This window comes from Altererythrobacter litoralis (assembly GCF_036324225.1).
GTDB lineage: Bacteria > Pseudomonadota > Alphaproteobacteria > Sphingomonadales > Sphingomonadaceae > Erythrobacter > Erythrobacter litoralis_A.
The window spans coordinates 76,549-100,102 of the sequence record NZ_JAZDQV010000010.1 but is presented as its reverse complement, the minus strand read 5'-3'; the positions used below and the strand labels follow the sequence as shown (position 1 = coordinate 100,102).

Sequence of the window (23,554 nt, the reverse complement as noted above, 5' to 3'; positions counted from 1 at the left end):
CGCAGACGCTGACCGTAACCGTGAGCGACGGGACCAACAGCACGACCGTGCAGGTTGCGCTGAACGAGACCGATGTGGATGACGTACCTCCGGCGATTACAGGTCCGAGCGGTGGTCCGGGAGCGAGTGCCTCGGAACTTTCGGTGAACGAAGGGCAGACCAGCGTGACGCGGTTGCTTGCTGACAAGGAAGTCACTTGGTTGATTGTTGGCGGTAACGATCAGGGCAAGTTCGAGATCGCAGAAGATGGGACGATCACCTTTGTGGCCGCGCCCGACTTCGAAGCGCCGACCGATAGCGACACGAACAATACCTATATCCTGACCGTGACTGCGACGGATGCTGCTGGGAATATCAGCACGCAATCGATTACGGTAACAGTACTCGACCTCGACGATACAGGGCCGCTAATCACTGGCCCGAGTGGCGGTGAGGGTGCTGCAGAGTCAGCGATCACTATCAATGAAGGGCTTACGGCAGTAACCACCTTCATGGCTAATGAGGAAGTAACCTGGTCGATTGATGGCGGCTCGGATGCAGCCAAGTTCCAGGTAGATCCTGAAACAGGTGCAATTGTGTTCTTGGTTGCACCTGACTACGAAAATCCGACCGATGTAGGCAGTAACAACACTTATGTGGTGCGCGTGAAGGCTGTCGATGCTGCGCGCAACGTAAGCTACCAGACTTTGACCGTGGCGATCGTAAATGTTGATGAGATAGGGCGAAAGCTGGACGAAATTGGCGACCAGCTGCGCACTAGCCTGCGGACTTATGCCATTCATGGCCTAAGCGACATGCTGAGCTTCAATGAAGCGCTCATGCGCGGGGCCAACGATGATGCCTGTTCTGATCCCAGGGATCTGTCAGGTGCTGCTCGAGCCAACCAGAGTGGCGGTAACGTCGATCTCCAGTATTCCCAGCGGTTGTCGGAATGTGGTCGTCGCCATCAGGTATACGCTGCTGCGGGCCTGACCTATTCAAATGTAGGTGGGAACTGGAATTCGCGGATCTTCTCGGCGCTTCGCTTCGAGACGCGGCTGGATCAAGACTTCACTGTCGGCCTTAGTGCTTTGGCCTCGCGATCGAGCGACGAGTTGATTGGCTTTGACCATAGCTCGATTTCGGACACGAGCCTCCAGGTTACAGCATATGGCCGCTACCAGCTCACCGACGATCTGCGCGCCGGTGTCTTTGCTGGCTTGGGCAGAACCTGGTATGATTTTGGTCTTACCGAAAGTGATGGCTTTGTTCTTGATGGGACCATGCGCGGCCGGCGTCATCTATTTGGCTGGATGCTGAGTGGAGATCTGGCTGTTGGCGACACGGTGATCACCACCGACGCAATATTGTCTCGCGCTGTGGAAAGGCTAAGCTCGGCCAGCCTTTCCGCTCAATATCTCGGTGAAAACCGTTCGGTTATCGCATTCGATGTCGGAACAGTCGATGTCACTCGTTTGAGTGTGCCGGTAACAGCGCCGATCACCTTGGCAGGTTCGTCAGAAGAATACGGTGCTCTGACGCGATTGTTGGTCAGCCCTGGCCTGCTGTGCGAAGACAATGCGGTGGATAGCTCTGCCATGCGGTGCGGTTATCAGCTGGGAGCAAAGCTTGCAGCTAACGATGATAGTGGACGTCACCGTTTCTATGCTGACTATCGATGGGAAAGCGTGGCGGGTATGCAGCGCTCAGTCATAGGATTGGGCTATGCATACCGTTTTGGCGGGTCTGCCGGCCTTGAGTTGGCAGTTGAAGCTGGCCATGCGCAGGCTAACGATAACCGGGCCCTCCTTAGCCTGCGTTTGGCTCAGTAGCTTGCCGTCTCGTTGGCTCGTATAAGGCCGATAAAGCGCCTAATCATGTGATGAGGCGACCCTCTTTTTCGCCGTGTACGCGACGGTGCGCGTCCAGCCGGAGCTAGTTATATCGGACGCCCCGATCTTGATCTATCTCGGCAGGAGATGTGGGGGTTGAGTTTTCAATACGCTTGAAAGCAAATTCGTACATTTGTCTATCATTGACGATTAGCTCCGCGCTTGACGTGCCAAATGTACCCCTACGAATGACCTGTACAATTTTAATCCCGAGCTCACTTCCGCTACCCCTAGGCAGCACTAGAGCATAAAACTTCAGATCCTTGTCGGTAGCCGAGCCCTTGTCACCGCTGGCTCCGCGCTTACCGCTTACCTGCCCAGTCGCTCGATCAATGACGTCAAGCTTGTAGCCGGCGTCTTTGAAAACGGCGACCGTTTGCTCAAAGGCGGTCTCGATAGGCATGTCATAGAACTGTCGTTGATAGTTGTTATCCAGGCTAAATATCGAGCGGTCCGGCTGAAGGGCCGATCCGCTCGCGCACCCTGAAAGCGACAAGGACAAACACACGCCAATTGCTAAACTTTGCGCCTTGCTCACTCGTAAAATCCCTTAGTTAAGTTCGACCTATATCTCTGATTATGCCGCGGGCGAAAGTCACGCAATCTATAAATTCCTAAGATCCAAATAAGCACAGCCAAGCGTCATGCCTTACCCCAGCGCGATATCCGGCGCGTCTTCCTGCTTCATGCCGACCACGTGATATCCGCCGTCGACATGGTGCGTCTCGCCCGTCACGCCCGATGACAGGTCGGAGAGGAAATAGAGCCCTGCTCCGCCGACATCCTCGATTGTGACATTGCGCCGCAGCGGCGAATTGTACTCGTTCCATTTGAGGATGTAGCGGAAATCGCCGATCCCGCTCGCCGCCAGCGTCTTGATCGGCCCCGCGCTGATCGCGTTCACGCGGATGTTGCGCGGCCCGAGGTCGTTGGCGAGATATTTCACGCTGGTCTCGAGCGCGGCCTTAGCCACGCCCATCACATTGTAGTGCGGCACGACCTTTTCCGCGCCGTAGTAGGTCAGTGTCAGGATCGAGCCGCCACCGCTGCCGTCTTCCTGCAGGGGCGGCATCATTTCCGCAGCACGCTTCGCCACCGCGACCAGCGAATAGGCCGAGATGTTCATCGTCATCAGGAAGTTTTCGAGACTGGTGTCCACATAGAGGCCGCGCAGTTCGGTCTTGTCCGAATAGCCGATCGCGTGGACCACGAAGTCGAGCCGGTCCCAACGCGCCTTGAGCGCGTCGAAAGCCGCGTCGAGCGCTGCCATGTCGGACACGTCGCATTCGATCAGGAAATCGCTGCCCAGCTGTTCCGCCAGCGGCCGCACGCGCTTCTCCAGCGCTTCGCCCTGGTAGGAAAAGGCCAGTTCGGCCCCCTGCTCGGCAAGCTTCCTGGCGATGCCCCAGGCCAGCGATTTGTCATTGGCAAGCCCCATGATGAGCCCGCGCTTGCCTTCCATCAGTCCGGGCATCATTTCGCTCATGCCTCGTCCTCCTTTTGCTGCTCGTCGGCTCCGGCCGTAGCTTCCTCTTCCTCGGGCGTCACGGCCAGAGCTGCGTTGAGTTCAGCGCCGATAACCATTCCGAGGCCGATCAGCCAGAAAAAGAACAGCGCGATCATGATCCCGGCAAGGCTGCCGTAGGTCAGGTTGTAGGTAAAGAAACTGCGCAGCACCGGCGGTAGCGCTGCAGTCACCACGATCCACCATAAAGTTACGACCGCGACGCCGGGCCACTTGGGATAGCGGCGCGCGCGATAGGCGGTGGGCGTCAGCGTAAAGAACAGAACGTAAAGCGAGCCGAACAGCACCAGGGCCGGAACCAGTTGCGACAGGCGCAATTCGGCGACCGAGCCGACGAATTCGGGGAAGCGCGCCTGGATGATCTGTTCGGATGCGCCGATCACCACTTGCGCGAACAATGCCACCACCAGCAGGACAATCGCCGCAAGTGTGAAGCCGGTAGAAATCAGGCGATACTTCCAGAAGGCGCGGGTGGGCTGAGTTCCATAGGCGCGCCGCAATATGTCGCGGATGGTCTCGACCAGACTAGAGACTGTCCACAGAGCCACGAACGCGCCGACCCATAGCAGCAGGCCGCTGCGCGCGGCCATCACGTCCCGCGCCACCGGCTCAATCGTGCGCGCCACCGTCGGCGGCATGGCGACCACGATGGTATGCACCAGCGCGTCCTGGTGCGAGGCGTCGCCAATCAGCGCGAACAGTGCGGCGCCAAGGATGAAGAAGGGAAAGATCGCCAGCATCGCCAGGTAGGCGAGGTTGCCGGCATGGATAAACCCGTCGTTGAAGGTGCCGATCGCGGTGCGTTGCACCGCGCGGAAAGCGCGCGTGCCGGGGCCGACGAGATACAACACCTTGCCGTGCAGCGATTTGGCCTCCTCTCGCCGGGCTTCGGGCGAAAGCGAGTGGATTTCGTGCTCTTCCAGGTGCGGAAGCTCGAAATGGGACAAGCTCAGACCCCCAGGCTGGCGCGCGGATTGCTCCCATCCTGCCAGCCTTCGAGCCGTTTGGCCAGTTCCTCGGTATCTTCGGGCAGCTGGATCTCGAGCGTCACCATCTGGTCGCCGCGCCCGCCCGCCCTGGTGGTCCAGCCCTTGCCCTTAAGTCGCATCACCGTGCCGCCGTGCGTGCCGGGCTTGATCGTCAGCATCACCGGCCCATCGACCGTGGGGCATTTCACCTGCGCGCCGCGAAGCGCTTCATCGAGCGTTACCGGCAGGTCGAGCCGGATGTTGTCGCCGTCTCGCACATAGAAGGGGTGCCCGCCCACCGAAACGGTGACGATGCCGTCGCCCGCACCGCCTGGCCCCTGCTGCCCCTTGCCCTTCAGCCGCATCTGCGTGCCGTCTTCTACCCCCGCGGGGAGCTTGAGGTCGATCGTCTTGCCGTCGGCCAGCGTGATGCGCTGGTCCCTGCGTGCCGCGGCGTCGACGAAGGATACGGCGAGGCGATAGGCGATGTCTGCGCCCCTTTGCGGCGGGGGCGGGCGGCGCTGGCTGCCGAAGCCGCCGCCCATTCCGCTCGACCGGCGGCCGCCACCGCCGCCGAACAGGCCTTCGAACAGGTCGCTCAAATCCATGTCGCCATTGCCAAAGCCCTGGAAGTCCTCGGCGCGGAAACTTCCGCCCTGGCCGACCCCGCCGCTGCGGAATCCTCCCCCCATTCCGGCGAAGGGATTGGCCGGATTGCCTTCGGCATCGATCTCGCCACGGTCGTATTGCGCGCGCTTATCCTTGTCGCTCAGCAAGTCATAGGCCTTGGTGACCTCGGAAAAGCGCTCGGCCGCATTGGGCCTGTCCTTGTTGCGGTCGGGATGCAGCTCCTTGGCGAGCTTGCGATAGGCGCTCTTGATCTCCGCTTCGGAGGCGGTGCGCGCGACGCCAAGGGTCTGATACGGATCTGCCATAGCGTGTTAGCTAGTTACAGCAGCGCATTGGCGCAAGACATGGTGCTTTCTGGCGGCTGATAGGGAGGATAAGGCTTGGCGCAAGCGCTGTGATCGCCCATATCCTCCGTCCAGCCCAAACAGGACCGAGAGCCATGCCAAATCCTACGCCCGGACAGATTGCCCGCGTCGCGGAAAGCGAGATCCCGTCGGGCGATCCGCTGGCGCTTTTCGCGCAGTGGTTAGCCGAGGCAGGTGAATCGGAACCCAACGATCCCAATGCCATGGCGCTGGCAACCGCGAACTCCAATGGCTCACCTTCGGTTCGAATGGTGCTGCTGAAGGATCATGGGCCTGACGGGTTCACCTTCTATACCAATGGCGACAGCCGCAAGGGGGAGGAAATCCGCGCAAATATGCAGGCCGCATTGCTGTTCCACTGGAAGAGCCTGCGGCGGCAGATTCGGATCGAGGGCAAGGTGTATGAAGTGGAGCCAGAATTGGCAGATGCTTATTTTGCCAGCCGAAGCCGCGATTCGCAGCTTGGTGCCTTGGCTTCGGACCAGTCGCGCCCGCTTGCCTCGCGCGGCGAACTTTTGGCCCGCGTCGCCAAGGTGGCCGCGCGCCATGTGGTCGGTTCTGTGCTCAGGCCGCCTCATTGGACCGGGTTCCGACTTGAACCTCAAAGAATGGAATTCTGGATGGATCGCCCCTTCCGCATTCACGACCGGCGGCAATTCGACCGTACAGAGGATGGCTGGACCAACACGCTGCTCTATCCATGAGCCACGCCTCGCTCACCCGCAGCGCCGCCTACGCTTCGATCGCGACCGCATTGTTCCTGGCCGCGCTCAAGCTGTGGGCCAGCTGGGTCACCGGTTCGACCGCGATGCTCGGCAGCCTGGCCGACACCACGCTCGACCTTATCGCCAGCCTTGCCACGCTGCTGGGCGTGTGGGTCGCTTCGCATCCGGCAGACGAGAACCATCGCTTCGGGCACGGCAAGGCCGAAGCGCTGGCAGCGATATTCCAGGTGATGCTGATCACGCTTTCTGCGGGCGGGATTGCCTTGCGCGCCGTCACACGGCTGGTCGAAGGTGGGCAGACAGCTGCGGCGGAAGAGGGGATCGCCGTCTCGCTCGTCGCGATCGTCGCGACCTTCGCGCTGCTTGCCTGGCAGCGCCACGTGATAAGCAAGACCGGCTCGGTCGCAATCAAGACCGATCATATGCACTACCAGTCCGATATTCTGCTCAATCTCTCGGTGATTGCCGCGCTGGTGATCGACCAATTCTTGGGGTTCGGCGCAGCGGACCCTTTGTTCGGGCTGGGGATCGCTCTCTGGCTGGCCTGGGGAGCTTGGCGCGCCGGGGGCGAAGCGATGGACCATTTGATGGACCGCGAATGGCCCGAGGAACGGCGCGAGGAGTTCCTGGCGGTGCTGGCCAAGCATCCCGACATTCGCGGAGTGCACGATTTGCGCACCCGCACCAGCGGGGCCGACGATTTCGTGCAGTTTCACATGGCGGTCGATCCGCACATGACAGTCGTCGAAGCGCATGCATTGATGGATGAGGTCGAGGAGCGGATCGCGCGCGAGTTCCCCGGGGTCGAAGTGCTGATCCACCCCGACCCCGAGGGGCTGGTCAATGAAGAGGGCGTAGCCGCCGAAGAACTGCTGCCCGATCGCGCGGGCTGAACTTGGGCGCGATGGCCTGCAACCGCGTCGATGCATTCGTCGGCCCCGGCTGCAAGGGCAACCGTGCAGCGGTCGTCCTGCTCGATGTTCCAGTAGACGAGGCCGCGATGCAGGCGGCGGCGCATGGCTTTGGCGAGCCTGCCACTGCTTTCGTGCAACTTGCACCCGTCGACGGGGCGCATCCGGTCCGCTGGTTCGCCCCCGATCGCGAGATTGCGCTGTGCGGGCATGGCGCGCTGGCGGCAAGGCATCTGCTGCTTGCGGGGGCCGAGGGCGATGCCGTCACCTTGCAGTCATCAGGAGGGCGCAAACTTGAAATCCGCAAACTCCCCGGTGAGGCGCGCTACGAGATTTCCTTGCCTGCGATCCAGACCGAACCTCACGAATGGCCTGAACTTGCGGCGGCTTTGGGGAGCGAACCAGCCGAGATCCGCTGGAACCCGGCGGGCTATGCGCTGGCGCTGTTCGCGAACCCGCAGGAGGTCGCCGCACTCGCCCCTGACCCGGAGGCGTTGGCACGGCTCGGCAATCTTCAGGTCACTGCCAGCGCCCCCGGCTCGCGTGCTGGCGCAAGCGCCAATATCACCAGCCGCGTCTTTTCGCCGGGCGGGTGCGAGGATGCCGCGACCGGATCGGCGCATGCGGTGCTGGCACCCTATTGGAGCGAAAGGCTCGGGCGCGAGCGGCTTGCCGCTCATCAGGCAAGCGCGCGCGGCGGCTGGTTCGAATGCCGGATGGAAGGAAACAACGTCTGGCTCGGCGGGCAATGCGCCGATATTACCTGACGGGATAGAGCTCGATCACATCGGCAAGCTGCTGCAGCATCGCGATCCGCTCTTCGGTGTTCGAATGTCCCAAACGCACCACGGTCAGCCGCTGCTGCGGCGACACGATGACATATTGACCCATATGGCCGATCAGAGAGAACAGGCTGGCGGGCGCGCGATCGGGGAAGAGCGGGTGCTCCTCCTCGGGATCGTCGAGCGGTCGGTTGAGCCAGGTCTGGAAGCCGTATTGCGGCGAGCGCGGGCTCGGCGTCACCATCTGCTCGACCCACCGGCTCGGCACCAGCTGCTCGCCGCCGGGGCCCGTCCCTTTGCGGCGCAGGAACTCGCCGAGTCTCGCCCAGTCGCGCGCGGTGCCATGGATCAGCGACCCGCCGATCAGCGTGCCCGAAGCGTCGAATTCGGGCACCATGCTGGTCATCCCCAGCGGCGCGAACAGGCGCGCCTCAAGGAAATCGGCAACCGCACGGCGGCGAATCTCGGGGTCCTCGCTGTCGGTCAAAGCGCGCGCGGCGATGTCGGCCAGGATCACGCTGGTGTTGCTCGAATATTCGAATTTCGCACCCGGCTCCGCCTCTAGCGGCTGTTCTTCCGCCCAGCGCGCCATGTCGTCGCGCCCGTCGAGGAACAGCATCCGTACTTCGGAGGATTCGTAAGGCGGGTCGCCCGCTTCAGTATGGCGCAAGCCGCTGCTCATCTGCAGCAATTGGCGCAAGGTGATCTCGCCGCGCGCATCGCCCGAGCGATGCCAAAGTTCGACCGGCGCGCGCTCGTCGAGCCGCAGTCTGCCATCGGCCACCAGCATGCCGATCATCACGGCAGTCACCGTCTTGGCCATCGACCAGCTGACGAAGCGCGTGTCGGGGCCATAACCGGGCGAGTAACGTTCGGCCGCAACCTTGCCGTTCTGCATCACCACCAGTGCGCGGGTTTCACCCAGCCCTTCGCGCGTGAACAGGTCATCCACTTCGCGCGCCAGTTCGCTTGTGGGCGCACCGGCGTCCGCAGTGATTGCGGCCAGCGCATCCTCGCTCAGCGGTGCCGGTTCCGGCGGAACATCGCCGCATGAAGAGAGGGCTGGCAGCAGCGCAAGTGTGGCGATAGGAAGCAGCGACCGCAGGGTGTTCATGGCGCCCTCACTCGCGCAAGCAGACAGGATTGGCAATGGCAAAAGCCCGTACCTCCAGGCCCGGATCGCGCAGAAGCCGCGGCTGGTGGATCATGGCGATCACGCTCGCCGCGCTGGCAGTGGCCGGCTGGTATTACTACCCGCCGGCCAAGGCCTATGCTCACACCGCCACCGCCTATTCGGCGCGGGTGGCCTGCTCGTGCCGCTTCGTTGCGGGGCGCAGCCTAGAGGATTGCGAAAAAGACAAGCTCGAGGGGATGGAATTCGTCACTTTGGTCGATGATCCTTCGACCCGGACGGTCACAGCGCGTTTTCCGCTGATCGCGGTCGATCATGCGACCTATCGCGAAGGCTTCGGCTGCGTTCTCGAAAAGTGGGAAGACTGATCGACGGTCCGCGGCGCGGCGCTCAGGCTGCGCTTTCGGTATCCGCGATCCAGCCGCCGCCGACCACGCGCTCGCCGGCATAGATTACAGCCGCCTGCCCGGGCGCAACGCCATATTCGGGCTCGGCAAAGCGAATCACTGTTCTTGCGCCGTCGCCCAGCGGCCCTTCGAGCGTCACCGGCACCGGCTTCGCCAGGCTGCGAACCTTCGCAGCGAGAGGCGCGACGGGCAGCGGGCCGATACGATTGGTTTCGATCAGTGTGGCGGCTGAAACCGCCAGCTTCCGCTTGGGTCCCACCCGTACCTCTGCGGCGTCGGCATCGAGCCCGACGACATAGAGCGGTTCGGGCTGTCCACCGATCTCGAGCCCGCGGCGCTGGCCCACCGTGTAATGGATGATGCCCTTGTGTTCGCCCAGCACTTCGCCGGTTGAAGAATGGACGATCTTTCCCGGCTGACCGCCTTCGGGCCGCATCTTCTTAACGATCTTGGCATAATCGCCATCGGGCACGAAGCAGATGTCCTGGCTGTCAGGCTTGGCCGCGTTACGCAGCCCGGCCTGCTCGGCCAGCTCGCGCACCTGGCTTTTGGGCAGGCCGCCCAGCGGAAAGCGCAGGTAGTCGAGCTGGTCGTCGGTCGTGGCATAGAGGAAGTAGGACTGGTCGCGCGCGGGGTCGAGCGCGCGGTGGAGTTCCGGCCCTGCCGCGCCCATTGCGCGCCGCACGTAATGCCCGGTGGCGAGGCAGTCCGCGCCCAGTTCGCGCGCCATGCGGAACAGGTCAGTGAATTTGGGCCCCATGTTGCAGCGGATGCAGGGCACGGGCGTGCGCCCCGCGAGATATTCGTCTGCAAACTGCTCGACCACTTCTTCGCGGAAGGCGCTTTCGTGGTCCAACACGTAATGCGCAATGCCAAGCCGGTCGGCGACCGCGCGCGCGTCGCGGATATCGTCGCCCGCGCAGCAGGCGCCCTTGCGCCCCGTTGCCGTGCCATAGTCGTAAAGCTGCAGCGTGATGCCGATCACTTCGGCTCCGCTCGCTGCAGCCAGCGCGGCAACGACCGACGAATCGACTCCGCCGCTCATCGCCACGACGATGCGGCTTTCGTCCGCCAGTTTCGGCAAGTCGAACAGGGTCTCGGGCGACAGCCCGGCCGCAAGATTGGCTGCGATGGTCATGATCGATGTGCCCCTTACACGCCTCGCCCGCGCCAATCCAGCACTGCGTCAGCTGCGCCAAACAACGCAAATCCGGCGGACGTAATCCTAAACGGGGCGTAAACCCGGGCTTTACCCGTTCTTGACGCTCTCGCGTGTATCCATGCTGCATGATATTCGACAATCGGCTCACCATTCCTGATTCCAAGCGCGCGTCGCGCGGCAAGGCCCTGCGCGCTTTCGGCTGGGCGGAACTGACCGCGCGGATCAATGCCGCGCGCGACCTGCGCTCGCTGCTGGAGAGGGACAATTTCCTGATTTCCGCCAGCTTTTCCGACGCGGCGGCAGGTTATTTCTCTTCAAGAGAACAGGGGAAACCGGACGTTAACCCTCATTCTTTAACAGGGCAGAAAGCTTGCGATGGCATAGAGTTTTTCGCCGACGGTGAAACGGCAACAGGCGACTGAGAGATATAGATGATTGAAAACCAAAATATTCGACCTGCTCAGGTGATCGGTCCGCTCGGGGAGCTGCTGACGATCGACGACCTGCCTGCGCCTGGAACCAAGCGCTGGGTCGTTCGCCGCAAGGCGGAAGTCGTTGCGGCCGTGAACGGTGGCCTTCTGACGATCGACGAAGTGCTCGAGCGCTACAACCTCACGCTTGAGGAATTCGCTTCTTGGCAGCGTGCGGTCGACCGTTCGGGAATGCAGGGTCTGCGTGTCACACGCATCCAGCACTATCGCGATCTTCACGAGCGCCAGCTCAAATACTGATTCATTGAACCGATAATGTCACGCGGGCGGCGCGGAAGGGGATGCCCTTCCGCGCCGCTTCCTTTTTGCGCAGCCGGGCGCCAAACTTGCCTAATCGCCCCGGGCGGGGGCATAATGCGGGCTTCGAGGAAGAGGAGGCACGCAATGAGTTGGATTATCGCATTGATCGTCGGCGGCATTGCCGGCTGGCTGGCGAGCCTGGTGATGAACCGCGATGCCTCGATGGGCATCATCTGGAACATCGTGGTTGGCTGCGTCGGCTCGGTGATCGGCAATATGGTCGCAGGCCCGGTGCTGGGCATTACCGTCAGTGTGCAGGAGTTCTCGCTGACAGGGCTTGCCGTTGCGGTGCTCGGGGCGGTGATCCTGCTTGGAATTGTCAATTTGATCCAGCGCGGCCGCGTGCGCTGAAGATACGCTCCCAAGCCTTGGCCTTGCCAGCCGATACGCTGTAAGTATCGCAGGAACGTTGGCGAACGCGCTGCTTTATTTGCGTTACATGCGGAACCGCTGCCCATGTTCCTCGTCGTAATACAATGTCGCTGGTCGAGCGGCGCATTGTCGCCCGCGAGGGCTGCGACTAAGAGGTATTGCGCGTAGTGACATATAAGACTAATACACCTCACGCAAAGGAAACGTCATGAATTATGAGACAGCCGTGAGGTCGGAAACCGCCGAGGCGATCAACTCGCGATACGACTTGTCCGGCGAACGGACGGCTTCATCGCGCCTTAAGTGGGTGATTGCAGCCGGGGCGCTGATCATTGCGGCCATCGTGGCTGTCTATTTCTTCACGCGCAACGGCGAAGCGGCCACGGTGGCGGGCGGCGACGACCGTTCGCAGGCCCCGTCAGTGACGGTGATTGCCGCTGGCCAGACGACAGTCGAGGGCAGCCTCAAGACGTCGGGTGCGCTGGCCGCGCGCCGCGCCATGCCTGTAGGCGTGGTCGGCGAAGGCGGGCGTGTGGTTTCGGTGCCGGTCGAGCAGGGACAGTGGGTGCGCGCGGGCCAGATCCTCGCTTCGATCGATCGTTCGGTGCAATCGCAGCAAGCGCGCAGCTCTGCTGCGCAGATCGACGTTGCAAAGGCGGATGCGCAGCTGGCGCAGGCTAATCTTGATCGCGCGCTGCAGCTGGTGGAGCGGGGCTTCGTGTCGCGCGCCGATGTCGACCGTCTCACTGCCACGCGCGACGCAGCGCGCGCGCGGGTTGCCGTCGCCGAAGCGCAGTATGGCGAACTTCTCGCGCGCAATGCGCGGCTCAACATCGTGGCTCCGGCAGCGGGCTTGCTGCTCGAGCGTAATGTCGAGCCGGGCCAGACCGTGAGCGCGGGCTCGCCGCCGCTTTTCCTGATCGCCAAGGGTGGCGAGATAGAGCTGTTGGCGCGGCTGGGCGAGGAACAGCTTGCACGGCTGGCGGTCGGCGTTTCGGCCGAGGTTGTGCCGGTCGGCAGCGACAAGTCCTTCACCGGTGCCGTGTGGCAGATCGAACCGACGATCGATCCGCAAAATCGGCAGGGCACTGCGCGCATCGCGCTGGCCTATGCGCCCGAACTGCGGCCTGGCGGCTTTGCCGGTGTGACCATCAAGACCGGCCCGATCAATGCGCCGATCCTTCCCGAAAGCGCGGTGCTTAACGATTCGGACGGCAGCTTCGTCTATATCGTCGACAAGGATAACAAGGCGCAGCGGCGTGCGGTGAAGACCGGTGTCGTCACCTCCACGGGCATCACGATCGAATCCGGTCTCGACGGGAGCGAGAGGATCGTGCTGCGCGCCGGCGGCTTCCTGACGGCGGGCGAGACAGTCAATCCGATCGTCGGCGGCGCTAAGTAAGGCAGGGGCAATCCAGTGAACTTTCGCAATCTCTCTGCCTGGTCGATCCGCAACCCGGTGATCCCGCTGGTGTTCTTCACCGCGCTGTTGTTCGCCGGCGTGTTCAGCTTCATGCGGATGGATGTCGTCAACAACCCGGATATCGAATTCCCGGGTGTCAACGTCACCATTTCGCAGCCTGGCGCCGCGCCGACCGAGATCGAGAACCAGATCACCCAGCAGGTCGAATCGGCGGTTCGTTCGCTCAATGGCGTACGCAACATCAGCTCGACCGCGCGCGAAGGTTCCTCCAACACTTTCGTCGAATTCGAGATCGGGATCGATCCGAATATCGCGGTGGCAGACGTCAAGAATGCCGTCGACACGGTTCGCGGCAGCTTGCCTGACGGGATCCTAGAACCGCGCGTAACCCGGGTCGATATCGCGGGCGGTTTCCTCGGCATCTTTGCCGTCGAAGCCAGCGACATGACCATCGAACAACTCAGCTGGTTCATCGATGACACGGTCGCAAAACGCCTGTTGGCGATCGAGGGCATGGCGGAAGTCAGCCGGTTCGGCGGCGTGGATCGCGAGATCGAAGTCCTGCTCGACCCGGTGAAGATGCGCTCCTTGGGCGTCACCGCAGGCCAGCTCAACGCGGCGCTACGCCAGTCCAACCTCGATGCCGGTGGCGGCATGGCCGAGGTCGGCGGAACTCGCCAGTCGGTGCGCGTACTCGGCAACAACGAGACTGCTTACGAGCTTTCGCAGCGCCAGATCCAGCTGGGCGGCGGACGCACGATCCGCCTGTCCGATGTGGCCATGGTGCGCGATGGCTATAGCGAACAGACTTCGCTCGCGACGCTCAACGGGCGCGAAGTCGTCAATTTCCGGCTCGGCCGCGCCAAGGGCGCATCAGACGTCACGGTGTATAATGCGGCGCGCGAAGTGCTTGACGACATCCAGGCGGAGAACCCGAACGTCAAGTTCGTGCAGCTCTTCAACACCGTCAAATACACCGAGGACCAGTACCAGAGTTCGATCCGCGCCATGGTCGAAGGCGCGATCCTGGCCGTGGTCGTGGTGTTCCTGTTCCTGCGCGACTGGCGCGCCACGATGATCTCGGCGGTGGCGATCCCGCTTTCCGCTATCCCTACCTTCTGGTTCATGGATTTGCTAGACTTCAACCTCAACTCCTTGTCGCTGCTGGCGCTTGGCCTGGTCGCGGGCGTGCTGGTCGACGATGCGATCGTGGAGATCGAGAACATCGTGCGGCACATGCGAATGGGCAAAAGCGCCTACCAGGCGTCGATCGACGCGGCGGACGAGATCGGCCTGGCCGTGGTCTCGACCTCCTTCTGTATCGTCGCGGTGTTCCTGCCGGTCGGCCTGATGCCCGGCGTGTCGGGCCAGTTCTTCAAGAACTTCGGGCTTACCATCGTCTCTGCGGTGATGATGAGCCTTGCGGTCGCCCGCATGATCACGCCGATGATGGCGGCTTATTTCCTCAAGGCCAAAGGCCATGCCTCTCATGGCGAAGGGCCGTGGATGGACCGCTACATGAAGGTGCTGCAGTGGTCGCTCCATCGCGGCAAGCTTGAAGCGAGCCGCGATGGCCTTCCCGGTCCAAACCACCGCTGGCTGTATGTAACTTCCTTCATCCTGCTGATCCTACTGCTGATCATCGCACCGGGCGCAGTCGTGTTCGGCCTGTGGAACGTTCTATCAGGCGCCGAGATCCACAACATGCCGGTCACAGCGATCGGGCTCGACGCAGGGCAGGGCGTCGGCTTCATCATTGGCCGCATCCTGATGATTGTCGAACTCGCGCTGGTTACAGCCGTCGGCTTCCTATCGGTGTTGGCCATCCTCCGCCTCTTGCGCATTGTCACGCGCCTGTTCGGTGCCCGGCTTGCCGCTACTTGGCGGTGGATGGAGGCACGCTTCCTTGACCATCGAGTGTGGATGCTCGGGATCGGGTACTTCTCTTTCCTGCTCACCATCCTGTTGTTCATGAGCCTGCCGTTCCAGTTCGACCCTGAAGTGGATGACGACAACAGCCAGGTCGAAGTCGAAATGGTTCCCGGGACGACGCTGGCGACTACCAAGCAGGTTGCCGGCGAAGTCACCAAGCTGCTGCTCGAACAACCCGAAGTCGAACGCGCGCTTCAGGTCACTCGTGAAGGCAGTGCCACGATCTACATGACCCTTTCGCCCGAGCGCGACCGGAAGTCGTTCGAGTTCGAGCGCGAGCTCGGCACGAAGCTGGCGCAATTCCCCGATGCGCGCGTGCGTTTCCGCTCGCAGCAAGGGCCGGGCGGTGGCGGTGGCGGAAGCGGGCGCGATCTTACGATCATGTTGGCAGGCTCGGATCCGGTTCTGCTTAATTCGACAGCCGCCAAGATCGTCGAGGAAATGAAGGGGCTCAACTCGATTGTTGCGCCGCGCATTTCGGCTGACTTGCGGAGACCCGAGCTGATCGTACGCCCGCGCCCCGACCTTGCAGCGGAGCTGGGCGTCACAACCGCTGCGCTGAGCCAGGCGATCCGTATCGCGACCATGGGCGAAATCGAGCAGAACGCTGCCAAGTTCTCGCTTTCGGACCGCCAGATCCCGATCCGGGTCAAGCTGCCGGTCTCGTCGCGCCAGGATCTTGCGACGATCGAGAACCTGCCGGTCCCGATCGCGACGGGTGGCTCGGTGCCACTAAGCCAGGTTGCGGACATCAGCTTCGGCGCCGGTCCGACGACGATCCAACGCTACAACCAGAACCGCCGCGTGTTCATCGGCGCGGACCTTGCGCCCAACGTGCTGCGCGGCGATGCGATGGAGCAGGTCAACAAGCTTCCCACGCTCAATGACTTGCCGAACGGCGTTATCCGCGATGCCGTGGGTGCCGACGAGTTGCAGATCGAACTGCAGCAGAACTTCAGCACTGCACTGGTCGCTGGCGTGCTGCTGGTGTTCGCGGTGCTGGTGCTGCTCTACAAGCGGTTGATGAGCCCGCTGGTCAACATGACCTCGCTTGCCCTTGCGCCCTTGGGTGGCGTGTTCCTCGTCTGGCTGGTCGGCCAGCCGCTCTCTATTCCGGTGCTGATCGGCATCCTGCTTTTGCTGGGGATCGTCTCGAAGAACTCGATCCTGCTGATCGATTTCGCAATCGAGGAGATGGAGACGGGCAAGCGCAAGCGCGACGCGATTATGGAAGCGGGGCACAAGCGTGCCCAACCGATCGTGATGACGACTGTGGCGATGACGGCGGGGATGATCCCCACCGCAATCTCGATCTCGGGTGACGGCGCATGGCGCGGGCCGATGGGCACTGTCGTGATCGGTGGCCTGCTCCTTTCGACGCTGCTCACGCTGCTGATCGTCCCGGCCGGCTTCAGCCTGGCCGACGGGGCAGAGAAGCGCATCGGGCCATGGCTGCGGCATCGCTTCCTCACCTATCGTCCGGGCGACGACAAGCATGGCGGGGTCGCGCATCCGGGGGCGACGCCGGCTGAGTAATTCCGCACCATATGTGCTAGGCGCGTGTGGATGACAGTGCACGCGCCACCCACTGCCTACCGTTTCGGCGGCGAGCCGCTCACTGTGGATCGCGCGCGACGCATGCGCTGGACCGCCACCGGCATGCTGGCGGCGATGGCGGTGCTGTTCTTCTCATCCTATCCCTATATCGGAGTCCATCCGGCGTGGGGCTATGCCAATGCCTTTGCCGAAGCGGCAATGGTTGGCGGCCTGGCTGACTGGTTCGCGGTGACCGCGCTGTTCCGGCACCCGCTCGGCATACCGATCCCGCACACTGCGATCATCCCCGACAACAAGGACCGCATCGCGGACACCATGGCGCAATTCCTGCGCGAGAATTTCCTGACCCCGGCAGTTGTCGCGCGGCGTATGGCAGGGATGAATGTCGCGCGGGCGATCGGGGACTTCCTCACCGCCCCTCCGCGCAGCGGCAGCGAAGGCGACGGGCCTTCGCGGCTTGCGGGCGGCGCGGCGGAACTGCTCGCCGAAGTGCTCGAATCGCTCGATCCCGACCGGCTTGGCAACCAGGTGCGCGCAGGGCTGGGCGCGCAATTCGCCAAGATCGACGTTTCGCCGCTGCTAGGCCGGATGCTTCAAGGCGCGATTGCCGACGGGCGGCACATGCCGCTGATGGACGGTTTCATCCGCTGGGCGGGCCTGACGCTCGAAGACAATGAAGACACGGTGCGCCAGATCATCGAATCGCGCGCCAACTCCGTGCTGCGCTGGACCGGGCTGGACGAGCGCATTTCGGGCTCGGTGCTCGACGGGCTCTACAAGCTGCTGGCCGAAGTGCTGGTCGACCCAGAACATCCGCTGCGCAGCAAGATCGAGGAAGGCCTGTCGAAGCTGGCGGAAGATCTGCAGCATGATCCCGTGACTCGCGAGCGGATCGAATCGATGAAGCGCGACCTGATCGAGAACCCCGCCGTGGCCGATTGGTGGATGGGCGTGTGGGAGCGGATCCGCCATTCGCTGATCCGCCGCGCGCGCGATCCCGAAAATGCGCTGGGCGGCGAGATGCGCAAGCTGCTCGTGGAAATGGGGATAGCGCTGCAGCAGGACGAGCGGCTGCAGATGCAGATCAACCGGCTCGCCCGCCGCACCATGGTGGGTGTCGCCACCCGCTATGGCGGGCAGATCGTCCAGCTGGTGTCAGAGACGGTCAAGCGCTGGGACGCGGTGACGATCACCGGGCGGATCGAGAGCGCGGTCGGCCGCGACCTGCAGTTCATCCGCATCAACGGAACCATCGTGGGCGGGCTGGTCGGGATGACGCTGCACGCGATCACGGGTCTGATGTGAGTGGAGGGCTCGGGCGTCAGCTGATCTTGTAGGTGATGTTGGTTAGGTAGAATGACCGCATGGGCTTGCCGTGAACATCAAGCGCGGGCTCGAATTCCGCCCTTTCCATTTCCTTGCATGCTGGCGAGTCGAGTGACTCGGTGATGGTGGCATTGCTGATTTCGCATTCGGAGACGCTCCCATCGGGCTCCACGATCACGCGCATCCGGAAAATCCCACTTTCGCCTTTCCGCAAGGCTTGCATCGGGTATTTATCTTGAATGCGCCTGGTCACTGCTTCGGCATTGGCCCACTTCGCTAAACGCGTCATGGTTTCATGGGCTGCTCGGTCCAGCCCCCAACTCTCGACAAAATTCAGCGAACATTCGTTCAGTACCTTGATGGCTTCGCCCAGATTTCCGGTATTGAATACGACCGAGCGCTTTCCTTGGTGCATGGTGATGGCGCTGATTGAGCTAGCTGCCTCGACATCCAGCCGGGGCAAAGGATCCAGCCCGGCGTCCGACGCAGGCTCCCTTTCAGAGCGAGGCTTCTCGAAAAAAACCATGTTGGAGTAGATCAGCGACGTGCCGACACCTTCGGTGTCGCCCAACATTGGCCGATACTTTCCGACAGGCGCAAACTCACCAAACTGGACAGTGATCCGATCTGGCTGGCGAAACTTCTTGAAGGCAGGGCCAACAACGATGAGCCCGAAGCCGGACTTCGGCCCACCCTGATCGATGAACAGGATGTGCCGGTTGTCGCCTTCGCCGAAAATCCGCGCCAGGCGACATTTCTCGTCGCCGAAATCGACGTTCCATTGGCTGCTCGGTTCGAGCACAACCGGGGCGTTCTTGTCATCTTGGGCCAATGCGGGTGCAGCCAGGCTGGCGCTCGCCGCAAATGCCAATGCAAGCACGATGCGATCCATAAAACAAAACCTCCGACAGGCTTCTTAGCCCGCCGGAGGTTTGTATCAAGCTTCAGGAATTCTGTAGTTTTACAGCTTTTCCGTCAGTTCCGGCACCGCCTTGAACAGGTCGGCGACGAGGCCGATGTCCGCGACCTGGAAGATCGGGGCGTCCTCGTCCTTGTTGATGGCGATGATGGTCTTGGAATCCTTCATGCCGGCGAGGTGCTGGATCGCGCCCGAGATGCCGATTGCGATGTAGACTTCCGGCGCCACGATCTTGCCGGTCTGGCCGACCTGGTAATCGTTCGGCACATAGCCTGCGTCCACCGCGGCGCGCGAAGCGCCGATGCCGGCGCCCAGCTTGTCCGCCAGCGGAGTGATGACGGCTTCGAAGGTTTCCGCATCCTTGAGCGCGCGGCCACCCGAAACGATCACCTTGGCGCTGGTCAGCTCGGGGCGTTCGCTCTTGGCGATTTCCGCGCCGATGAAGCTCGACAGGCCGGCATCGCCGGGGCCCGAGACGGCTTCGATTGCAGCCGAACCGCCCTCGGTCGCCGCCTTGTCGAAAGCGGTGCCGCGCACGGTGATCACCAGCTTCGGATCCGTGCTCTCGACGGTGGCGATGGCGTTGCCGGCATAGATCGGCCGGGTGAAGGTCTTGGGGCCTTCGACCGAGAGGATGTCGGAAATCTGCATCACGTCGAGCAGTGCCGCGACGCGCGGCGCGATGTTCTTGCCGGTGGTGGTGGCAGGCGCGACGAAAGCGTCGTGATCGGCCATCAGCTGCGCCACCAGCGGAGCGACGTTCTCGGCCAGCCCGTTGGCATAGGCCGCGTCATCGGCGACATGGACCTTGCCCACGCCGGCGATCCTGGCGGCCTGATCGGCCACTGCGCCGCAGCCGCTGCCGGCCACGAGAAGGTGCACTTCGCCCAGCTTGCCCGCTGCGGTGACCGCGGCGAGCGTGGCATCCTTCATCGAGGCGTTGTCGTGTTCGACCCAAACGAGAGTTTTCATGTGTGAATCCTTTCCAGTCCGGGCCGCTTACGCGATCCCCAGCGCCTTGAGCTTGCCGACCAGTTCGTCGACGTCGGCGACCTTGATCCCGGCCTGCCGCACGGGCGGTTCGGACACGGTCAGGGTCTTGAGGCGCGGCGTGATGTCGACCCCGTAGTCGGCCGGGGTCTTGGTCGCGAGCGGCTTCTGCTTGGCCTTCATGATGTTGGGCAGCGAAGCGTAGCGCGGTTCGTTGAGGCGCAGGTCGGTGGTGATGATCGCGGGCAGCGACAGCTTCACCGTTTCGAGGCCACCGTCGACTTCGCGCTTCACCGTCACGCTGTCGGCATCGACCGAGACTTCATTGGCGAAGGTGCCCTGCGGGCGGCCCATCAGCGCAGCGAGCATCTGGCCGGTCTGGTTGCTGTCATCCGAAATCGACTGCTTGCCCAGCATCACGATGCCCGGAGCTTCCTCGTCGGCGATCGCCTTGAGGATCTTGGCCACTGCCAGCGGCTCGACCTCTTCCTCGGTCTCGACCAGGATCGCGCGGTCGGCGCCCATGGCGAGCGCGGTGCGCAGCGTTTCCTGCGCCTTGGCCGGGCCGATCGACACCGCCACGATCTCGGTCGCCTTGCCGGCTTCCTTGATGCGGATCGCTTCTTCGACCGCGATTTCGTCGAACGGGTTCATGCTCATCTTGACGTTGGCCAGGTCAACGCCCGTGCCATCCGCCTTCACCCGCGGCTTCACATTGTAGTCGATGACCCGTTTCACGGGCACGAGGATCTTCATGGGGGTTCCTCCCTCTGCAAATCTGTCGAGCGCCCTAGCTTGCGTTTACGTAAACGTCAAGCGAGGGCGGCCCCGGATGTTCGCGGCGTTCAGGCCGCCTTCTTCACTTCGGCAACGATCTTGCGCGCTGCGTCGCCCAGATCGTCGGCGCTGACGATCGCCAGGCCCGAATTGTCGAGGATCGCCTTGCCTTCGTTGACATTGGTGCCTTCGAGGCGGACCACCAGCGGAACCGAGAGGTTCACGTCCTTCGCCGCCTGGATGATGCCGTTGGCGATAACGTCGCACTTCATGATGCCGCCGAAGATATTGACGAGGATACCCTCGACCGCCGGGTCCTTGAGGATGATCTTGAACGCGGCGGTCACCTTCTCGGTGGTGGCGCCGCCGCCCACGTCGAGGAAGTTGGCCGGGAAAGCGCCGTTGAGCTTGATGATGTCCATCGTCGCCATGGCCAGGCCCGCGCCGTTGACCATGCAGCCGATGTTTCCGTCGAGCTTGATGTAGGCCAGGTCGTATTCGCTGGCTTCGACTTCGGCCGGGTCTTCCTCGGTCACGTCGCGCAGCGCTTCGACATCCTTGTGGCGGAACAGCGCATTGCCGTCGAAGCTCATCTTGGTGTCGAGCACCAGCAGCTTGCCGTCCACGGTTTCGACTAGCGGGTTGATCTCGAGCATTTCGCAGTCGAGGTCCATGAAGGCGGTGTAAAGCTGCTTCGCCAGCTTCTGCGCCTGCTTGTTGAGGTCACCGGTAAGCTTGAGCGCGAAAGCCACTGCGCGGCCATGGTGCGGCATGAAGCCCTGCGCCGGGTCGATCGTGATGGTCGTGATCTTCTCGGGAGTCGAATGGGCGACTTCCTCGATGTCCATCCCGCCTTCGGTCGATACGATCATGGCGACACGGCCCGATGCACGGTCGACCAGCATCGAAAGGTAGTATTCCTTGGCGATGTCGACGCCGTCGGTGATGTAGAGGCGGTTGACCTGCTTGCCCGCTTCGCCCGTCTGGATGGTGACGAGCGTGTTGCCGAACATTTCCTTCGCGTTCGCTTCGACTTCCTCGATCGATTTGGCGAGGCGCACACCGCCCTTGGCGTCGGGGCCCAGTTCCTTGAACTTGCCCTTGCCGCGTCCGCCGGCATGGATCTGCGCCTTCACGACATAGAGCGGCCCGGGCAGCTGCTTGGCGCCGGCGACGGCCTCTTCCACGGTCAGCGCGGCATAGCCGGCAGGGATGCCGATGCCATATTTCGCGAGCAGTTCCTTGGCCTGGTATTCATGAATGTTCATGCGAGGGGCGTGTCCTTTGTGTGCAACTTGTGCCGGAATCGTTTGCAGCGCGCCTAAGCATGGATTGGCCGCCTTGAAAAGTGGCCAATCCCGGTGCAGTGCCGGTGCTGTCAAAATGATGGGCAGCCCGTATCCGTGATCGACAGCCAGCGACTTGAAGCGATTGTCCGCGAAGCGGGGCGGATTGCGCACGATCTGTGGCCGGGCGCGGGCAATCATGTGGAGAGCTGGGAGAAGCACCCCGGCGCGCCGGTTTCGGCGGCTGACCTGGCGGTCGACACTTTCCTCAAGCGCGAATTGGGCGCGCTGCTGCCCGCTGCCGGGTGGCTTTCCGAAGAGACTGCGGATTGCGGTTCGCGCCTGCCGCGCGACCTTGTGTGGCTGGTCGATCCGATCGACGGGACGCGCGATTTCCTGCGCGGGAGAAGCGGCTGGGCGGTTTCGGTGGCGCTGGTAAGTGCCGGTCGCCCGCTGATCGGGATGCTCAATGCGCCCGCGCGGGGCGAGGAATGGCTCGGAATCGCAGGCAAGGGCGCGTGGCGCAACGGCGCGCCGCTCCACGCTTCACGGCGCGCCATTTTCAGCGGCTCACGCGTTCCGGCCGATCATTTGCCGCGCGAAGACAGCGACTTGACGCTGGTCGACAAGCCCAATTCGATCGCGCTCAGGATCGCGATGGTCGCAGCTGACGAAGCCGATCTCGTCGCCACTCTGCGCTGGGGCTATGAATGGGACATCGCCGCAGCGACGCTGATCGCGCGCGAGGCGGGAGCCGAAGTGACCGACGCGTTCGGCGACCAGTTGCGCTACAACAAGCGCGATCCGCGTGCCTTCGGGCTGCTGGTCTGCGCGCCGCAGATCCACGCCGATGCGGTTGCGCGGCTGGCCGAGCGCGCGGCGGAACTGGCGCCAAAAGCCTCTCCGCAAAACGGGGGCTGACCCGAAGGCCGGCCCCCTTCATTCATTGCCGTGTGCGGAATTCCTACCGCTGCTGCGCCTGTGCGGCGCGCACTTCCTCTTCGGTGAAGGGGATGATCTTGATTTCGACACGGCGATTGCGCGCACGGCCCTGTTCGGTCCCATTGTCCGCAATCGGCATGGTTTCGCCGAAGCCCTGCCAGCGGATGCGCGCCTGCGAGACGTCGCGCGACATCATGTAGTTGGCGACGGTTTGCGCGCGCCGTTCCGACAGCGTCTGGTTGAAGGCGTCCGATCCGGTCGAATCGGTGTGGCCGTAAACATCGACCAGGCTGTTGGGATATTTGATGAGGCTGTCCGCCACGCCGTCGAGCGTTTCGCGGAATCCGGGCTTGAGCGTGGCGCTGCCGACATCGAAGGTCACGCCGTCCGGCAGGTTGACGAGGATCGCCTGGCCATTGTCGACTTCGGTTACGTCGACGCCCGAGCCTTCGGTCTCTTCCTTCAGCTCGCGGATCTGCTGGTCCATGCGATAGCCGACATATCCGCCCGCGGCGCCGCCTGCGACTGCGCCCACGATGCGCCCGGTCTTGCCGCCAATCGCGCCGCCTAGCAGGCCGCCGAGCACCGCGCCGCCCACGCCGCCGATGGCGGTGCGCGAAACTTTCTGCTCGCCCGTGTTGGGATCGGTCACGCAGCCGCTCGTTGCGACCAGTGATGCCGCTGCGAAGCTGGAAAGGACGATACGTGATGTCTTCATGGAAATTCTCCTTATCACCGGCACGCGTTGGTGCCTTCTCACG

The 23,554-nt window shown here is 62.8% G+C and carries 23 protein-coding genes; 12 read left to right on the top strand and 11 right to left on the bottom strand.

The window, feature by feature from the left end; translation table 11 throughout:
• A partial coding sequence (locus VRS74_RS10795) for an Ig-like domain-containing protein (protein WP_354145268.1) occupies positions 1–1,811 on the top strand: 1,811 nt, incomplete at its 5' end.
• A 103-nt stretch (positions 1,812–1,914) separates the two neighbouring features.
• Here the strand turns inward: VRS74_RS10795 and VRS74_RS10790 are convergent.
• From VRS74_RS10790 to VRS74_RS10775, 4 genes are all read right to left on the bottom strand, one after another.
• Positions 1,915–2,409 carry a hypothetical protein gene (locus tag VRS74_RS10790; protein WP_354145267.1) on the bottom strand — a complete coding sequence of 165 codons (495 nt, stop codon included), beginning with the start codon at positions 2,407–2,409 and terminating at the stop codon, positions 1,915–1,917.
• Positions 2,410–2,520: 111 nt separating this feature from the next.
• A complete protein-coding gene (gene fabI, locus VRS74_RS10785; protein WP_354145272.1) occupies positions 2,521–3,345 on the bottom strand; it encodes an enoyl-ACP reductase FabI in 825 nt (274 codons plus the stop codon).
• 8 nt (positions 3,346–3,353) lie between these two features.
• The gene (locus tag VRS74_RS10780) at positions 3,354–4,343 is read right to left on the bottom strand and encodes a YihY/virulence factor BrkB family protein (protein ID WP_354145266.1); all 990 of its coding nucleotides are present in this window, start codon (positions 4,341–4,343) and stop codon (positions 3,354–3,356) included.
• Between the two features lie 2 nt (positions 4,344–4,345).
• Positions 4,346–5,299: a DnaJ C-terminal domain-containing protein gene (locus VRS74_RS10775; RefSeq protein WP_354145265.1), complete on the bottom strand. Its 954-nt coding sequence runs from the start codon at positions 5,297–5,299 to the stop codon at positions 4,346–4,348.
• Positions 5,300–5,433: 134 nt separating this feature from the next.
• Between VRS74_RS10775 and pdxH the strand changes: the two genes are divergently transcribed.
• The 3 genes from pdxH to VRS74_RS10760 are packed head-to-tail and all read left to right on the top strand — an operon-like array spanning position 5,434 to position 7,762.
• Positions 5,434–6,063: a pyridoxamine 5'-phosphate oxidase gene (gene pdxH, locus VRS74_RS10770; RefSeq protein ID WP_354145264.1), complete on the top strand. Its 630-nt coding sequence runs from the start codon at positions 5,434–5,436 to the stop codon at positions 6,061–6,063.
• Positions 6,060–6,977 carry a cation diffusion facilitator family transporter gene (locus VRS74_RS10765; RefSeq protein ID WP_354145263.1) on the top strand — a complete coding sequence of 306 codons (918 nt, stop codon included), beginning with the start codon at positions 6,060–6,062 and terminating at the stop codon, positions 6,975–6,977. The genes pdxH and VRS74_RS10765 overlap by 4 nt, the downstream gene beginning before the upstream one ends.
• A gap of 11 nt (positions 6,978–6,988) precedes the next feature.
• Entirely contained in the window at positions 6,989–7,762 is a 774-nt protein-coding gene (locus tag VRS74_RS10760) for a PhzF family phenazine biosynthesis protein (protein ID WP_354145262.1), read from the top strand.
• Here the strand turns inward: VRS74_RS10760 and VRS74_RS10755 are convergent.
• Positions 7,755–8,891, bottom strand: coding sequence for a serine hydrolase domain-containing protein (locus VRS74_RS10755; protein WP_354145261.1), 1,137 nt, complete (start codon positions 8,889–8,891; stop codon positions 7,755–7,757). The genes VRS74_RS10760 and VRS74_RS10755 overlap by 8 nt on opposite strands.
• A 35-nt stretch (positions 8,892–8,926) precedes the next feature.
• Here VRS74_RS10755 and VRS74_RS10750 point away from each other — a divergent pair, with 35 nt between their 5' ends.
• On the top strand, positions 8,927–9,277 hold the full coding sequence (locus tag VRS74_RS10750) for a hypothetical protein (protein WP_354145260.1): 351 nt from the start codon (positions 8,927–8,929) through the stop codon (positions 9,275–9,277).
• A 22-nt stretch (positions 9,278–9,299) separates the two neighbouring features.
• Here the strand turns inward: VRS74_RS10750 and mnmA are convergent, their stop codons facing one another.
• Positions 9,300–10,454, bottom strand: coding sequence for a tRNA 2-thiouridine(34) synthase MnmA (mnmA, locus tag VRS74_RS10745; protein WP_354145259.1), 1,155 nt, complete (start codon positions 10,452–10,454; stop codon positions 9,300–9,302).
• A 149-nt stretch (positions 10,455–10,603) separates the two neighbouring features.
• Here mnmA and VRS74_RS10740 point away from each other — a divergent pair, with 149 nt between their 5' ends.
• The 6 genes from VRS74_RS10740 (at position 10,604) to VRS74_RS10715 (ending at position 17,858) form a co-directional block, all read left to right on the top strand.
• Positions 10,604–10,900, top strand: a complete 297-nt coding sequence (locus tag VRS74_RS10740; protein WP_354145258.1) for a hypothetical protein — start codon at positions 10,604–10,606, stop codon at positions 10,898–10,900.
• A gap of 9 nt (positions 10,901–10,909) precedes the next feature.
• On the top strand, positions 10,910–11,209 hold the full coding sequence (gene sciP / locus VRS74_RS10735; RefSeq protein WP_354145257.1) for a CtrA inhibitor SciP: 300 nt from the start codon (positions 10,910–10,912) through the stop codon (positions 11,207–11,209).
• A 144-nt stretch (positions 11,210–11,353) separates the two neighbouring features.
• Positions 11,354–11,620: a GlsB/YeaQ/YmgE family stress response membrane protein gene (locus VRS74_RS10730; protein WP_354145256.1), complete on the top strand. Its 267-nt coding sequence runs from the start codon at positions 11,354–11,356 to the stop codon at positions 11,618–11,620.
• A gap of 229 nt (positions 11,621–11,849) precedes the next feature.
• A complete protein-coding gene (locus tag VRS74_RS10725; protein ID WP_354145255.1) occupies positions 11,850–13,043 on the top strand; it encodes an efflux RND transporter periplasmic adaptor subunit in 1,194 nt (397 codons plus the stop codon).
• A gap of 15 nt (positions 13,044–13,058) precedes the next feature.
• A complete protein-coding gene (locus VRS74_RS10720) occupies positions 13,059–16,532 on the top strand; it encodes an efflux RND transporter permease subunit (RefSeq protein WP_354145254.1) in 3,474 nt (1,157 codons plus the stop codon).
• 102 nt (positions 16,533–16,634) lie between these two features.
• Positions 16,635–17,858 carry a DUF445 domain-containing protein gene (locus VRS74_RS10715; RefSeq protein ID WP_354145271.1) on the top strand — a complete coding sequence of 408 codons (1,224 nt, stop codon included), beginning with the start codon at positions 16,635–16,637 and terminating at the stop codon, positions 17,856–17,858.
• Positions 17,859–17,874: 16 nt separating this feature from the next.
• Here VRS74_RS10715 and VRS74_RS10710 read toward each other — a convergent pair whose 3' ends face one another.
• The 4 genes from VRS74_RS10710 to sucC all read right to left on the bottom strand — a co-directional run bounded on the left by VRS74_RS10710 (position 17,875) and on the right by sucC (position 21,833).
• Positions 17,875–18,771 carry a TonB family protein gene (locus VRS74_RS10710; protein ID WP_354145253.1) on the bottom strand — a complete coding sequence of 299 codons (897 nt, stop codon included), beginning with the start codon at positions 18,769–18,771 and terminating at the stop codon, positions 17,875–17,877.
• Positions 18,772–18,840: 69 nt separating this feature from the next.
• Positions 18,841–19,770 carry an electron transfer flavoprotein subunit alpha/FixB family protein gene (locus VRS74_RS10705; RefSeq protein WP_354145252.1) on the bottom strand — a complete coding sequence of 310 codons (930 nt, stop codon included), beginning with the start codon at positions 19,768–19,770 and terminating at the stop codon, positions 18,841–18,843.
• Between the two features lie 27 nt (positions 19,771–19,797).
• Complete coding sequence (locus VRS74_RS10700) at positions 19,798–20,544, bottom strand: electron transfer flavoprotein subunit beta/FixA family protein (RefSeq protein ID WP_354145251.1); 747 nt, start codon at positions 20,542–20,544, stop codon at positions 19,798–19,800.
• Between the two features lie 89 nt (positions 20,545–20,633).
• Entirely contained in the window at positions 20,634–21,833 is a 1,200-nt protein-coding gene (sucC, locus tag VRS74_RS10695; RefSeq protein ID WP_354145250.1) for an ADP-forming succinate--CoA ligase subunit beta, read from the bottom strand.
• Positions 21,834–21,968: 135 nt separating this feature from the next.
• Between sucC and VRS74_RS10690 the strand changes: the two genes are divergently transcribed.
• Positions 21,969–22,772: a 3'(2'),5'-bisphosphate nucleotidase CysQ gene (locus VRS74_RS10690; RefSeq protein WP_354145249.1), complete on the top strand. Its 804-nt coding sequence runs from the start codon at positions 21,969–21,971 to the stop codon at positions 22,770–22,772.
• A 43-nt stretch (positions 22,773–22,815) separates the two neighbouring features.
• On the opposite strand, the gene VRS74_RS10685 is transcribed toward VRS74_RS10690, so the two are convergent.
• Entirely contained in the window at positions 22,816–23,511 is a 696-nt protein-coding gene (locus VRS74_RS10685) for a YiaD family glycine zipper/OmpA-like lipoprotein (RefSeq protein ID WP_354145248.1), read from the bottom strand.
• Between the last annotated feature and the right edge of the window lie 43 nt (positions 23,512–23,554).

Excerpts from the sequence above, each read along its gene's own strand:
- VRS74_RS10730 (WP_354145256.1), top strand. The coding sequence starts at position 11,354 with ATGAGTTGGATTATCGCATTGATCGTCGGCGGCATTGCCGGCTGGCTG.
- VRS74_RS10715 (WP_354145271.1), top strand. The coding sequence starts at position 16,635 with ATGCGCTGGACCGCCACCGGCATGCTGGCGGCGATGGCGGTGCTGTTC.
- VRS74_RS10685 (WP_354145248.1), bottom strand. The coding sequence starts at position 23,511 with ATGAAGACATCACGTATCGTCCTTTCCAGCTTCGCAGCGGCATCACTG.
- VRS74_RS10755 (WP_354145261.1), bottom strand. The coding sequence starts at position 8,891 with ATGAACACCCTGCGGTCGCTGCTTCCTATCGCCACACTTGCGCTGCTG.
- VRS74_RS10700 (WP_354145251.1), bottom strand. The coding sequence starts at position 20,544 with ATGAAGATCCTCGTGCCCGTGAAACGGGTCATCGACTACAATGTGAAG.
- VRS74_RS10710 (WP_354145253.1), bottom strand. The coding sequence starts at position 18,771 with ATGGATCGCATCGTGCTTGCATTGGCATTTGCGGCGAGCGCCAGCCTG.
- sciP (WP_354145257.1), top strand. The coding sequence starts at position 10,910 with ATGATTGAAAACCAAAATATTCGACCTGCTCAGGTGATCGGTCCGCTC.
- VRS74_RS10725 (WP_354145255.1), top strand. The coding sequence starts at position 11,850 with ATGAATTATGAGACAGCCGTGAGGTCGGAAACCGCCGAGGCGATCAAC.
- VRS74_RS10750 (WP_354145260.1), top strand. The coding sequence starts at position 8,927 with ATGGCAAAAGCCCGTACCTCCAGGCCCGGATCGCGCAGAAGCCGCGGC.
- VRS74_RS10705 (WP_354145252.1), bottom strand. The coding sequence starts at position 19,770 with ATGAAAACTCTCGTTTGGGTCGAACACGACAACGCCTCGATGAAGGAT.
- VRS74_RS10775 (WP_354145265.1), bottom strand. The coding sequence starts at position 5,299 with ATGGCAGATCCGTATCAGACCCTTGGCGTCGCGCGCACCGCCTCCGAA.
- VRS74_RS10740 (WP_354145258.1), top strand. The coding sequence starts at position 10,604 with ATGATATTCGACAATCGGCTCACCATTCCTGATTCCAAGCGCGCGTCG.
- mnmA (WP_354145259.1), bottom strand. The coding sequence starts at position 10,454 with ATGACCATCGCAGCCAATCTTGCGGCCGGGCTGTCGCCCGAGACCCTG.
- sucC (WP_354145250.1), bottom strand. The coding sequence starts at position 21,833 with ATGAACATTCATGAATACCAGGCCAAGGAACTGCTCGCGAAATATGGC.
- VRS74_RS10765 (WP_354145263.1), top strand. The coding sequence starts at position 6,060 with ATGAGCCACGCCTCGCTCACCCGCAGCGCCGCCTACGCTTCGATCGCG.
- fabI (WP_354145272.1), bottom strand. The coding sequence starts at position 3,345 with ATGCCCGGACTGATGGAAGGCAAGCGCGGGCTCATCATGGGGCTTGCC.
- VRS74_RS10760 (WP_354145262.1), top strand. The coding sequence starts at position 6,989 with ATGGCCTGCAACCGCGTCGATGCATTCGTCGGCCCCGGCTGCAAGGGC.
- pdxH (WP_354145264.1), top strand. The coding sequence starts at position 5,434 with ATGCCAAATCCTACGCCCGGACAGATTGCCCGCGTCGCGGAAAGCGAG.